Annotated in this window: 14 protein-coding genes; 13 read left to right on the forward strand and 1 reads right to left on the reverse strand. The window is 37.8% G+C overall.

What is annotated here, in order from left to right; translation table 11 throughout:
• Positions 1 to 23 precede the first annotated feature (23 nt).
• Entirely contained in the window at positions 24 to 1,403 is a 1,380-nt protein-coding gene (locus RI196_RS08250; RefSeq protein WP_130157591.1) for an RsmF rRNA methyltransferase first C-terminal domain-containing protein, read from the reverse strand.
• A 172-nt stretch (positions 1,404 to 1,575) separates the two neighbouring features.
• Here RI196_RS08250 and ypmT point away from each other — a divergent pair, with 172 nt between their 5' ends.
• The 13 genes from ypmT (at position 1,576) to RI196_RS08315 (ending at position 12,297) form a co-directional block, all read left to right on the forward strand.
• Positions 1,576 to 1,770 (forward strand): protein YpmT, encoded by a 195-nt coding sequence (gene ypmT / locus RI196_RS08255; RefSeq protein WP_063389739.1) that lies wholly within the window; start codon positions 1,576 to 1,578, stop codon positions 1,768 to 1,770.
• 151 nt (positions 1,771 to 1,921) lie between these two features.
• Positions 1,922 to 3,127 (forward strand): MFS transporter, encoded by a 1,206-nt coding sequence (locus tag RI196_RS08260; RefSeq protein ID WP_311067239.1) that lies wholly within the window; start codon positions 1,922 to 1,924, stop codon positions 3,125 to 3,127.
• Between the two features lie 165 nt (positions 3,128 to 3,292).
• Positions 3,293 to 4,264 (forward strand): peptide-methionine (R)-S-oxide reductase MsrB, encoded by a 972-nt coding sequence (gene msrB / locus RI196_RS08265; RefSeq protein WP_063389685.1) that lies wholly within the window; start codon positions 3,293 to 3,295, stop codon positions 4,262 to 4,264.
• Between the two features lie 293 nt (positions 4,265 to 4,557).
• On the forward strand, positions 4,558 to 5,496 hold the full coding sequence (locus tag RI196_RS08270) for a magnesium transporter CorA family protein (protein ID WP_063389686.1): 939 nt from the start codon (positions 4,558 to 4,560) through the stop codon (positions 5,494 to 5,496).
• A gap of 366 nt (positions 5,497 to 5,862) precedes the next feature.
• Positions 5,863 to 6,012 carry a YjcZ family sporulation protein gene (locus RI196_RS08275; RefSeq protein ID WP_082829556.1) on the forward strand — a complete coding sequence of 50 codons (150 nt, stop codon included), beginning with the start codon at positions 5,863 to 5,865 and terminating at the stop codon, positions 6,010 to 6,012.
• Positions 6,013 to 6,136: 124 nt separating this feature from the next.
• Positions 6,137 to 7,135: a biotin synthase BioB gene (gene bioB, locus RI196_RS08280; protein WP_063389687.1), complete on the forward strand. Its 999-nt coding sequence runs from the start codon at positions 6,137 to 6,139 to the stop codon at positions 7,133 to 7,135.
• A gap of 218 nt (positions 7,136 to 7,353) precedes the next feature.
• A complete protein-coding gene (locus tag RI196_RS08285) occupies positions 7,354 to 7,581 on the forward strand; it encodes a YozE family protein (protein WP_311067240.1) in 228 nt (75 codons plus the stop codon).
• Between the two features lie 97 nt (positions 7,582 to 7,678).
• The gene (gene yodN, locus RI196_RS08290) at positions 7,679 to 8,344 is read left to right on the forward strand and encodes a germination protein YodN (RefSeq protein ID WP_510904271.1); all 666 of its coding nucleotides are present in this window, start codon (positions 7,679 to 7,681) and stop codon (positions 8,342 to 8,344) included.
• A gap of 175 nt (positions 8,345 to 8,519) precedes the next feature.
• Positions 8,520 to 8,708 (forward strand): hypothetical protein, encoded by a 189-nt coding sequence (locus RI196_RS08295; RefSeq protein ID WP_063389690.1) that lies wholly within the window; start codon positions 8,520 to 8,522, stop codon positions 8,706 to 8,708.
• A 2-nt stretch (positions 8,709 to 8,710) separates the two neighbouring features.
• Positions 8,711 to 9,520, forward strand: coding sequence for a serine/threonine protein kinase (locus RI196_RS08300; protein WP_311067242.1), 810 nt, complete (start codon positions 8,711 to 8,713; stop codon positions 9,518 to 9,520).
• Positions 9,521 to 10,291, forward strand: a complete 771-nt coding sequence (locus RI196_RS08305) for a sporulation protein (protein ID WP_311067243.1) — start codon at positions 9,521 to 9,523, stop codon at positions 10,289 to 10,291.
• Between the two features lie 1,294 nt (positions 10,292 to 11,585).
• Entirely contained in the window at positions 11,586 to 11,909 is a 324-nt protein-coding gene (locus tag RI196_RS08310; RefSeq protein ID WP_158640156.1) for a phosphatase PAP2 family protein, read from the forward strand.
• A gap of 79 nt (positions 11,910 to 11,988) precedes the next feature.
• Complete coding sequence (locus RI196_RS08315) at positions 11,989 to 12,297, forward strand: YodL domain-containing protein (RefSeq protein ID WP_082829560.1); 309 nt, start codon at positions 11,989 to 11,991, stop codon at positions 12,295 to 12,297.
• Positions 12,298 to 12,386 lie beyond the last annotated feature (89 nt).

The raw sequence follows: 12,386 nt of genomic DNA on the forward strand, positions 1-12,386 counted from the left end.
TATCAAAACCCGCTTTTGTTTTGTCAAAATTGAACACGAAGACCTTTTGGATAAAAGTTTTTAATGGTTCCTTTCGTTTCTTTTCCCCAACCGATCGATTCGCCGTCTATTGTCATTAATATCCATCCCCTGTCTACACCCAATGGAGATGAAATCGTTTCTCCCGTTAAATAAGCTTGCCAATCTTTTTCGTTCGTTGAGAAGGAATAACTGTATTTCACATCATTTGGTGTGAGTGACAGGGCAAGATGATGATTCGGTTCAAATCGTTTCTTTTTGATTTCTCCAAGATGGAGACCCGCCCGCAAAACGTTCAACGAAGTAATATCTGGGCATTTTTCAGGTAATACATACAGCTGTTGTTTTTTCAAGAAAAATGCCCCGGTTATTCTTTTCTTTAAAAAAGAATGTTCGAATTGCTGAAACTCAGCTAATTGCTGTTTTTTGACATTTGATTTTAAATATGAAACGCTGCTTCTCGTATTGTTTTCGCCATTTTTGATTAATTTCGCAACGAAATGCCCTTCACCTTTGATTTTATGCGGCCAAAGGCGGATGCATTTTGAAATTTCTTCAAAATTCGTTTTTGTCCATTCCACTCTTCCTCGATCAAAACCTTCACGTTTAGGAATTTCAACAAGAGACATTTCTGGATGCATGCTTACAAATGCCTCAATAACCTGTTCATTTTCTTCAGGAGAAAACGTGCAGGTGGAATAGACGAGAGTTCCGCCGGGTTTTAACATTTGAAACGCTAAAGATAACAGCTTTTTTTGCGTGTACGAGCATTTTTCAACAAGATCCTCGCTCCAAAATTCGATGGCGTTATCATCTTTTCGAAACATTCCCTCTCCAGAGCACGGGGCATCAACTAAAATTTTGTCGAAATAATTCGGAAAGTGTTGAACCAGTTTTTCGGGCCGTTCATTTATCACAATAGCGTTTTGAATTCCGAAACGTTCAATATTTTCCGATAGTGCTTTCGCTCGTTTGAAATGAATTTCATTTGAGATAAGAATTCCTTCATTTTCCATCGCCGCGGCAATTTGCGTCGATTTTCCTCCTGGCGCAGCGCACAAATCTAATATTTTTTCTCCGGGTTTTGCCTGAAGCACTTCAGCAGGAACCATAGCACTCGGTTCTTGTATATAATAGAGCCCAGCTGCATGAAAAGGGTGTTTTCCGGGCTCGTCTTGTTTTTCATCGTAATAAAATCCGTCTTCACAAAAGGGAACTGAAGAAAGAGAAAAAGGTATTTTCCGAATGAACGTTTCTTTTTCTATTTTTAGACGATTGAAGCGCAGTCCCTTGATCGGTTCATCTCGCAAAGCAGAAAAAAAATCATCTGCTTCATTTTTTAACAATTGTTTCATTTTCCGGCAAAAATCATCAGGTAATGCCATATTTCAGATCTCCTTTCCTAAAATATTATAGCGGAATATGAAACATAATGGCGAAAATTCTTTCTGGCGAATTCTTGACGGAGAAGTGAAGATAAGAGAAAATAAATTGTTAGAGATGAAACATTTTTATAGAAAAAGAAAAGCAAGGGAATTTGGTGTAGGGGTGATGTATTTGAAAAAAATATATTTAATTGCTAGCATCGTCATGTTCCTCCTTGCTGTTTATTTTGGCGGTATGGCATATAAACAATACCTTGCTGGAAACTTAGATTACAATTTAGACAAAGTTTACATAAATGTCGGTTACTGCGCCTTGTTTTTAAGCATTGCTGTATATGTACTTCATTTGCGCGAGCATAAAAGTTAAAGAAAAGCGAGATAGAAAGGGGATCCAGAAGGATGAAAAACGTCCTTTGATGGATCGCCTTCTTTCTTTCCTGTAAAAGTAAAAATTTTACATCGTAGTTGATTCTTGATACATAAAAATTTAAAGTCAAAGATATGCAGGTGAAGTTATCATGTTACGTTCAAATAAACAAAATATCTCCCTTATATTACTGCTTTGCAATGTTTTTATCGCTTTTTTAGGAATCGGACTCGTTGTTCCGGTTTTGCCTGCTTATATGAATGAACTAAATTTATCGGGCGTTTATATGGGATATCTCATAGCAGCATTTTCAACTGCCCAGTTGTTTTCCTCGCCGGTCACGGGGATTTTTACTGACCGTTTTGGCAGAAAGATTATGATTGTCATCGGTTTAGTTTTGTTTGCTGTATCCGAATTTTTATTTGCAATAGGTTCTGCGTTCTTCTTGCTTTTGATTTCAAGAATAATTGGCGGAATCAGCGCGGCATGTATTATGCCCGCTGTTACTGCGTTTATTACAGATATCACCATTTTAGAGGACAGGCCGAAAGCGCTTGGATATTTGTCTGCCAGCATTAACGCAGGTTTTATTATCGGGCCCGGCATCGGAGGATTTGCAGCAGAATTCGGCATTCGGGTGCCGTTTTTTCTTGCGGCATTTATTGCGCTTGTCGCAGCCGTTTTTTCCATTCTCCTTTTAAAAGAACCGCTTCCAAATGATAACATTCAACAATTAGATGAAAAACAAACTCGTCTTCAATTTTTCAGCGAATTAAGCAAATCGATCAAACCTCCGTATGTTGTACCGCTATTGATCGTGTTTGTTTTAGCATTTGGTCTTTCCGCATATGAAACGATGTTCGGTTTGTTTGTCGATAAAAAATTCGGTTTTTCGCCGAAAGATATTTCCATCGTCATAACAACAGGAACGATTTTTGGACTCATCGCCCAAATCGTTTTCTTTGACAAGCTAGTGAAGTATCTTGGCGAGAAAAGGTTGATTGAAATTTGTTTATTAGGCGCTTCCGTCTTTATTTTTCTGTCAACCTTAGTTGACGGCTACTTTTTCATTATGGCTGTAACGTTTGCTGTATTTTTAGCATGCGATCTTCTTCGACCAGCTGTCACCACTCTATTATCCAATATGGCAGGAGATGAACAAGGGTTTATTGCCGGCATGAACTCTACTTATACAAGTTTAGGAAACATTGTCGGTCCTGCGATTGCAGGAATTTTGTTTGATATCGACGTCGATTTTCCATACGTTTTAGCTTCCATCGTTTTGCTTTTAGCCTTCATGATGGCAGCGTTATGGCCATTTCGTGATAACATGGAGCAAAAAAGGAAAAATTCTTAATGGAACGAATATACTAGTTTTTGCACTTCGCTATGCTTGAGTTGCAAATCAATTGTTTTGTTCTTTTTAATCGTTTTATAATGTATTGTAGGAAGAACAAGTTGATCTTTACTTTTGCGATGAGAATGAGCAGGCAGGAAAATTAGCTAAAGGGAGGGAAAAATGATGAGCAATGAAAAATATGAATTGGCTACTTTTGCGGGTGGCTGCTTCTGGTGCATGGTCCAGCCTTTTGATGAGCTTCCGGGAATTATTAAGGTTGTTTCCGGATATACGGGAGGACATAAGGAAAATCCGACATATGAAGAAGTGTGCTCGCACACGACGGGTCATGTGGAAGCCGTGCAAATTACCTTTGATCCGAACGTGTTTCCATATAAAAAGCTTCTGGATATATTTTGGCAGCAAATTGATCCGACTGATCCGGGCGGACAATTTTATGACAGGGGAGAATCTTACAAAACGGCTATTTTTTATCATTCGGAGGAACAGCGCGAGCTCGCGGAACAATCGAAAGAGCTTTTAGAAAAAAGCGGACGTTTTGAAAAACCGATTGCGACCGAAATATTGCCGGCAAAACCTTTTTACCCAGCCGAAGACTATCATCAAGATTACTACAAAAAAAATCCTTTTCACTACAAACGGTATCGTCAAGCGTCTGGACGGGATGAATTTATACGCAAGCATTGGAGCGACTGGGATAAAGAAGAGCTGAAGAAACGATTGACTCCGATGCAATATGAGGTGACGCAAAACAACGGGACGGAGCCTCCATTTCAAAATGAATATTGGGATCATAAAGAAGAAGGGATTTATGTCGACATCGTCTCGGGAAAACCGCTTTTCAGCTCGCTCGATAAATTTGATTCAGGCTGCGGATGGCCAAGTTTTACAAAACCGCTTCATCAGCATGAGATCGTCGAAAAATTAGATACATCTTACGGCATGATCCGTACAGAGGTTAGAAGCAAAACGGCGGATTCGCACCTTGGACATGTTTTCCCTGACGGTCCAGAACCGACAGGCCTTCGCTACTGCATTAACTCGGCTGCGCTTCGCTTTATCCCGAAAGATCAGCTCGAACAAGAAGGCTATGGTGAATATAAAAAACTGTTTGAAGACGATCAAACAGAGTAAAGATTATATGTAAACGAATGGGCACAAAAACATGTGCCCTTTTTTTATTAAATGTTCAAATTTATGTAAAATTCCGTTAAAACCTATATACATCGTAAAACAAAATTAGTATCATATATTAGGTTGAATTTTTATGGATGAAGGAGGGTGAAAATCGTTTATGAATAGCGGTTCTTTTTTAGATCCGGACGGACCCGAGATAGGTAAGGCAGTATGTATGCGGAAAGAGGCGCTGTTCGTAAGCGATGACACTCTTGCGCGTGCAGACTGCCTCTAGCAAAGGAGGTTAAAGCATGCTGAACATTTATATGTCAAGCGCGAACGGCCAATTGAAGGAAATTGAAGATATTCAAAACGGTTGTTGGATCAACATGGTGGCACCGACTGAGGAAGAAGTTCATTTCGTGTCAGAACGGCTGCAAATTCCAATAGACTTTTTTAAAGATGCACTGGATGATGAGGAAAGATCCCGGATTGAAAAAGAGGACCACAATGTGTTGATTATTGTTGACATTCCGGTTATCACGGTAGATGACATCGGGCAAACGTTTTATGAAACGATCCCGATCGGAATGATCATTACTGACAGTTGTTTTATTACAGTATGTTTGCAAGGAAACCCAATCTTTGAACAGTTTGCCAGAAACAAAGTTAAAGGTTTTTATACGTTTATGAAAACGCGTTTTGCTTTTCAAATTTTATATTTAACTTCAACTTATTATTTGCGATATCTGAAACAAATTAATCGCAAAACGAGCGAAGTAGAAAAAGAGCTTCATCAATCGATGAAAAATAAAGAATTTTTTTCATTGCTCAGTCTGGAAAAAAGCTTAGTTTATTTTACGACATCGCTGAAATCCAATAATATTGTCATGGAAAGGCTGCTGCGATTAAATTACTTGAAAATGTATGAGGAAGATCAAGATCTTTTGCAAGATGTCATTATCGAAAACAAACAAGCAATTGAAATGACAGAGGTATATTTAAGTATTTTAAGCGGAATGATGGACGCATTTGCATCAGTCATTTCCAACAATGTCAATATTGTCATGAAATTTTTGACGGCAATTACGATCGTCATCTCTATTCCGACATTAGTAGCGAGCTTGTATGGGATGAATGTGCCGATACCGTTTCAAAATCATCATTTTGCGTTTTTTATTCCCATTTCCATTTCATTGCTCATGTCAAGCTTAACAGCTTATATTTTTTGGAAAAAAAGATATTTTTAAACTTGTACAACCATAACTGGTCAGATGACTCTGAACTAATACTAGCAGCTTATGTCGGAAAAAGACGAATTTGCCCACTCCTTTTCTTTCGTTGACCGCTGCCATGTCTATAGTAATCTCAAATAATCTAAAATTTGTAAAATTGATTTTTTAAGACAATCAAAATGCGGTCGCAGATGAAGTTCCTCCTCATGTTTCTTACTAGGACGATATCATCTGCCTGCTTGCACAACTGGTGTTTCCAATTTCCAACTGCAGGGCGTTTGTTCCAAAGAATTTGGAAAAATAGGCATGTGCACATACCTGAAAGTCCAAAAAAACATAATGTAAACTGAAACCTAGATTAAAAAATGAGGAGTGGGGCAAATGCATTTTCACCATCACGATTTTCACCATTGTGGACATGGATACGGTTATCCGGTACATGGTGCCGGATATGGCTGCGGATCTTCATTCGTTTTGATCGTAGTATTATTTATACTTTTGATCATTGTCGGCTGCGCTTATGTAAAATAAAAAAATCCTGCCTGTTCGGGCAGGATTTTTATCTGCATTTTATGTAAACTTAATTCAAAAAATAGTTGACATATATCCTTTCTTTTTTTACCATTTAAGTATTACAGAAAAGGGGGATTACGAAATGAGAATCGATTGGGTTGAATTAGCCGAAAACGTACTATTTGGACATAAAATAACTTATGAGGAAGCTGCTGCAATTTTGGACTGTCCTGATGAAGAATTGCTGCTTCTTCTGCATGGTGCTTACAAGATTCGAAAAGCATTTTACGGGAATAAAGTGAAGTTAAATATGATCATGAATGTAAAATCAGGATATTGTCCTGAAAACTGTTCCTACTGTTCCCAATCTTCCGTATCAACGGCTCCGATCAACAAATACCCGCTGCTTTCAAAAGAAGCCATTTTAGAGGGGGCCAAACGGGCACAAGAGTTGAAAGCTGGAACTTTCTGCATCGTTGCAAGCGGAAGAGGGCCTACAAACCATGAGTTAGAAAAAATATGCGAATCTGTACGCGAAATAAAAGATACATACAACTTGACGGTTTGCGCATGTTTAGGAATTTTAAAAGACGAACAGGCGGAACGATTGAAGGAAGCTGGTGTCAATCGATACAATCATAACTTGAACACATCAGAAAGATATCATGAACATATAGTCACTAGTCATACATATGAAGATCGCGTAAACACAGTTGACAAAGTCAAACGTGCAGGGATTTCTCCTTGCTCCGGTGTGATTATCGGGATGGGTGAATCGAAACAAGATGTTATTGAAATGGCTGCTGCTTTAAAGAAGATCGACGCAGATTCTATTCCGGTTAATTTTCTTCATCCTATTGAAGGAACTCCGTTGCAAGGAGAAAATAATCTTAATCCTCGATATTGTTTAAAGGTGCTTGCCTTATTCCGCTACATGCTGCCGACAAAAGAAATACGCATTTCCGGAGGAAGGGAAGTAAACTTGCGCTCGCTACAGCCTTTTGGGTTATATGCGGCTAATTCTATTTTTATCGGAGACTATTTAACAACTGAAGGACAGGAAATGTCAAAAGATCACGAAATGTTAAAAGATTTAGGCTTTGAGATTGACTTAAATCCGCTTCCAGAAACCGTTCAATAAGGAAACGGTGTCTTGGCATAATGGATCGTTGTTTTGTATTCAGTGGAGAATAAATATGGTCCATTCTATAAAACAATAAAAAATCTTTTTCCAGCTGCAGCTGAAGAAAGAGCATTTTTTCTCTTTAAAACCGCTCCATAAAAAGGCGGTTTTTTTATTTTCGAAAATTTATCAAAACGTTATAATGAAACAAGCAAATTTTTTAGGAAGGTGGAAATATGACTTCTTTTTATCATTATTTGATGACGTTCAGACATCCTAAACCGAAGGACAAAATCAGCAAGTTTGCAAACGATGCTTATCTTGACCACAGCTTTCCGAAAAATTCAACTGATTATGATGAACTCAGCAATTACTTGGAATTAAATGGATCATATTTGGAAAACATGTCTGTTTTTGATGAAGCTTGGGAAAAATATGTTCAATTGATTGAACAAAAACATTGACTGAGCCTTCAAAATAGTCCGCCCAACTCAAACAAGTTGATGATGCATATAATGTGATAATCGAAAGAGTGATGGCATTAAAGGGGGTGCCTTCATACTGAAAAGAAAAAAACCGAAGTTCAATATTGGCGATCAAGTCGTTATTACTTTGTACGGTACTTTGGGGACGATTACAAACATCCATACGATGGACGAAGAGTTTTTATATGAAATCAATTACAATGAAATTTTATATTTTGAACATTCATTACAGTTTTTATCAGAATATGATGGGACTGTGTTTGAGTCAGAAACGGTTGAAGTGGAACTGATGTTTGGAATTGGCGATCTTGTTTATGTGAAAGGCTATGGTGATGAAATTTTCAAAATTGTCGGGTACCGGACGGAATTGTGGAGGTATAAAGACGATGCGTGGGAGGAAGTGATTTATGAATTAGTGCGGGTGCGCGACGGGGAATGGATGGAATCATCTGCGGATGAATTAAAGCTGGCCGTTTCGAAAAAAGAAGCAGATCAACATTTGCAAAATATTCATATTATCCAACATATTGCTGGGATGGGCGCACAGAAAAATGCTTCTGCTCCGATGAACAGCCAAAAAAACGAAAAGAAAACAAAGCCTATGCAGCAGGAAATCATTGATTCCCTCCTTGATCTGTATAATGATTACAAAGGTCTTTACGATTTATTTGGGGATAAAAAATATAAGGAAATGATGGACGTTGTCATTCAATATTTGAAAAAAATGAGCCGCTTACCATGATCTTTTTTTGAAAAATTTTCTAATGAAAAAACTGCAATGGATGACAAGTAATAGAAATAGAGGAATGGAAGATTACCAGGTCTTCCAATCTTTTTATTCAAAAAATTTTTTAAACTGAAACCAATACAGATTTTTTTCGTAAAAACAAGTAATACAAGAAGGAGGGAAAAGGTGTATGTTGAGAAAATTCATCAAATCGTTTTTAGGCCATCGCCCTTACCATTATTCCAGCAGCAGCCACTACCACAAAAAGCATTATCCTAAGTCAAAATACAAACATGATCCAACTTCTTACGGCCATCATTATTATAAAAGAAAACATCGCTCTGGGTTTGGATTCTTTTCCGGTTCGTATAGCAGCTGATGATGGAAGTATGGAAAAAGTTTTGGAAGCCGTTTCCGCTTTGGGGTGAGCGGCTGCATAAACCAGGATCTGTTATCGAACGATACGTAGTCCAAAAATTTTTAGGAGTAGGGAGCTACGGAATCACGTATCTTGCAGAAGATTTGTCCACACATCAAAAAGTCGTTTTGAAGCAGCTCCGAAAGCGAAGAAAAACAATGGGTGAACGGCCTTTTCAAAAAGAAAGGGAAATATTGCAAAAATTAAGTCATCCTGCCGTTCCAGCTTTATACGCTGAAATCAATGATGGTAGCCATCAATATCTTGTCATGGAATACAAAGAAGGGCTAACATTTGAGCAATTAATCTTTCAATTTGGAAAAAAATATTCCGAAAAAGATGCTTTTCATTATTTAACAAAAATTCTCGAAGTTGTCCAGTATATACATGATCAAAACGTTGTCCACCGTGATTTAAGAATACCGAACATTCTTCTTTACAACGACAGTATTTCCATCATTGATTTTGGCTTGTCCCGTTTGATTACAGATGAAGAAGAGGAGAGTTTTCATAAATGGGAGCCGGAAAAGCAAAGGATGCGTAAAATTAGCTTTCAGACGGATTTTTATGCGCTGGGGCATTTCGTATTGTTTTTGCTTTATTCATCATTTGATCAAAAGGGAAAAAAAGAAAAAAGTTGGGAAGAGGAGCTAGATATTTCCGTAGAATCAAAGAATATTATAAAAAAGCTGTTTGGAATGGATGGTTCATACAGATCAGCAGAGGAGATTCTAGAGGATATTCAGAAAAATTCCGAAATAGGGGGAGAATAAATGTCTCTATTTAATAAAATTTTCGCGGGCATTGGGATTGGAGCGGCAAAAGTAGATACGAAGCTTACCTCCTCAACGTTCTATCCCGGTGAAGAGGTGAAAGGAATTGTTGTCATTAATGGAGGAAACGTTGAACAAAAAATTGACGAAATTTACTTGTCCGTTCTTACGCATTATATAAAAGAAGTAGATGATCGTAGAGAGAAGAGGCAAGCAGAAATCGCTAAAATACAAATCAATAAACCTTTCGTCATACTGCCGAATGAAACGAAAGAAATTCCGTTTTCATTTCAGCTTCCGCTTGATACTCCAATTACTATCGGAGCATCCAAAGTATGGATTCATACCGGATTGGATATTAAAGGAGCGATCGATCCGAAAGATACGGACTATATCGACGTTGTTCCCGGCGGCTTAATGAAGGAAGTATTAAACAGTATAAACCGAATCGGATTTAAGCTCCTTCAAGTTGAAAATGAAGCAGCGCCATATCGTTTAAGAAAAAGGCTACCGTTCATTCAAGAGTTTGAATTTTATCCGACTTCCGGTCCATTTAGAGGCCGTTTAAAGGAGCTTGAAATTGTTTTCTATTCGATAGGCGAACACGATATTGAAATGATTATGGAAATTGACCGAAGAGCAAGAGGACTTTCCGGGTTTCTCGCCGAAGCGCTAGATTTGGATGAAAGCTACGTTCGAGTTCGTGTAAGCAAGCAGGACGTGCCGAATCTTGATAGCAAGCTTATCAATATCATTCGCCAATATAGCTGATAAACAAGGAGAGCCTAGTTTTTTTGTATGAAAATTTTTCAATCATGTCCAATTTAAAAGGCTGTTGTCATAAAATCCGACGGGGAATAGAATCAGTCGGTTATGGCGTAAGTAGGTGTATAACAAAGCTCTCATATTAGCGACAACGGAGAAGACTATTCCGTTTAGAAAAGCTGTCAAAGTAGCTGTGCAGTCAAATTACGCGGCATTTTTAACTAGCTAAATTTATTGTGGCCGCGATAAAATCGGACCAACCCAAAATGGGAGGAAGAGGGCGCATTAAGGCTGCGAAAATGGAAGGGGTGTTGGGCAGCACATATCGTCACCCCTCTGCTTTTGCTGCTCAGAAATAGAAGCCAGCTATCAAAAATTTATGGCGATGAAGAACTTAAAAATCAAAGCTCTCTATGTATATAAAGACGGAAGGAAATGTATCCAGTTCACACACTCTCTTGAAAAGATGAATGAACGGATTTATCAATGCGCGGCAACAGTAAACTTCTTAACTTGAATAAGAAAATACCAGCAGCACGCAAAGGAAATTCTCCTCCACCTTATTAAAAGGCGGCCATCACTACTATTTAACATCAAAAAGAAGCATCATTCTTTTATTGCTTTGCTCGGTTAATTTTACTATTGTTCATGAACCCATAAATAGTTAAGAAAACAAAAAATATACATAAGACTGTAAAAGTGATGCTATAACCTATATTATGTTCGCTGTATTTGTCATAAGCAAACATCCCCAACACGATCGAATTGATCAACAAATTTTAATAGTATGAATGGATGTATTTTTTTATCCACTGTTTTCCACCACCTCCCCAACTATCATTCTATCATAGGTTTCAGCAAAAATTGTTTCGAATATCAGCGATAAAAAGAATAAGACGTTTTAAACGATTTGCGTTTTTCCTATTTTTTACTATACTAAGAAATACAACGAAACGAAGGGAGGAAAAAGCGATTACCTTTCCCACTTTCGCTAAAAAGTGGCATATCTTCGCTGCCTTAGATGAATAAAACATATATATTTTTCATCCTGCTTTTTTATTTGATAACGAGTTCCTTTGCGATTAAAAATGAGACAGTTCGCCATGTTGACGATACAATTGTTCAATCAATCGAAGGGGTTCGAAATGATCCATTTACTTCCATTATGTTCTTTTTCACAGAAATTGGTTCATATCATATTCTTCTCCCTGTCACTATTTTCATAAGTATTTATTATATATTTCGAAAAAAATGGATCACGTTCATTATTCTTTACATAAATTTATACGGAGTTCGTTGGATGAATGAAATGATAAAAGAAATGGTGAAAAGAGAGCGCCCTGATTTTGATCGACTGACCGATATTTCCGGCTACAGTTTTCCAAGCGGTCATACGATGAATTCAACAGCTGTCTACGGTTTGATCGCTTATTTAATCAGCACCCGCATAAAAAAAGGAAAGCGGGTCGTTTTTGCCGTTTCCAGTATTTTATGTCTGTTGATTGGATTAAGCAGAATTTATTTGGGAGTTCACTATTTAACAGATGTTTTGGCGGGATTTGCGGTTGGATTGTGCTGGCTTATGTTTATCTTGACAATATCAGAAAAGGTTCGACAAAAGTAGTTGACATTCGCAGCAGGAATTCCCTCCATTGACAGCAAATAAGTTTGGAAAATTGTATTTGGAGGGGACAAGGTTGGCACTGAATCTTCTTAAATTGTCTAATCCATCGACCGATTATGATGTGACGATCTTTCAAACACCAAACATCGGGGAGAAAAAAGGGTATCGACCCGTATACCGCTTAACTGTCCGTGCAAAAAATCATCAGGAAGTGCTCAAAAAAATTTTTCGGAAATTTAATATTTCGGAAGCGATCCCTCCGGATTATAACGGACGTTATATTTGGACAGGAGACATTGTTTTTATTGATGAAGGAAAAAATGGAACAAAGTATTATAAATTAGTGACCGGTGGGTGGGAAAAAATTCACCGCATTCACGTCCGGTGATTGGAGGATGCAAAATATGCTGCACGGATTCTCATGAAAAATCTGCTATGTTATGATAATATTACTTCAATTATTTTTAAATGAAGGGG

The organism is Aeribacillus composti (assembly GCF_031760945.1).
GTDB lineage: Bacteria > Bacillota > Bacilli > Bacillales > Aeribacillaceae > Aeribacillus > Aeribacillus composti.

Bases quoted from the DNA above. Each gene is read 5' to 3' on its own strand.
- RI196_RS08250 (WP_130157591.1), bottom strand. From the start codon at position 1,403: ATGGCATTACCTGATGATTTTTGCCGGAAAATGAAACAATTGTTAAAA.
- RI196_RS08260 (WP_311067239.1), top strand. From the start codon at position 1,922: ATGTTACGTTCAAATAAACAAAATATCTCCCTTATATTACTGCTTTGC.
- msrB (WP_063389685.1), top strand. From the start codon at position 3,293: ATGAGCAATGAAAAATATGAATTGGCTACTTTTGCGGGTGGCTGCTTC.
- RI196_RS08270 (WP_063389686.1), top strand. From the start codon at position 4,558: ATGCTGAACATTTATATGTCAAGCGCGAACGGCCAATTGAAGGAAATT.
- RI196_RS08275 (WP_082829556.1), top strand. From the start codon at position 5,863: ATGCATTTTCACCATCACGATTTTCACCATTGTGGACATGGATACGGT.
- bioB (WP_063389687.1), top strand. From the start codon at position 6,137: ATGAGAATCGATTGGGTTGAATTAGCCGAAAACGTACTATTTGGACAT.
- RI196_RS08285 (WP_311067240.1), top strand. From the start codon at position 7,354: ATGACTTCTTTTTATCATTATTTGATGACGTTCAGACATCCTAAACCG.
- RI196_RS08295 (WP_063389690.1), top strand. From the start codon at position 8,520: ATGTTGAGAAAATTCATCAAATCGTTTTTAGGCCATCGCCCTTACCAT.
- RI196_RS08300 (WP_311067242.1), top strand. From the start codon at position 8,711: ATGGAAGTATGGAAAAAGTTTTGGAAGCCGTTTCCGCTTTGGGGTGAG.
- RI196_RS08305 (WP_311067243.1), top strand. From the start codon at position 9,521: ATGTCTCTATTTAATAAAATTTTCGCGGGCATTGGGATTGGAGCGGCA.
- RI196_RS08310 (WP_158640156.1), top strand. From the start codon at position 11,586: ATGAATGAAATGATAAAAGAAATGGTGAAAAGAGAGCGCCCTGATTTT.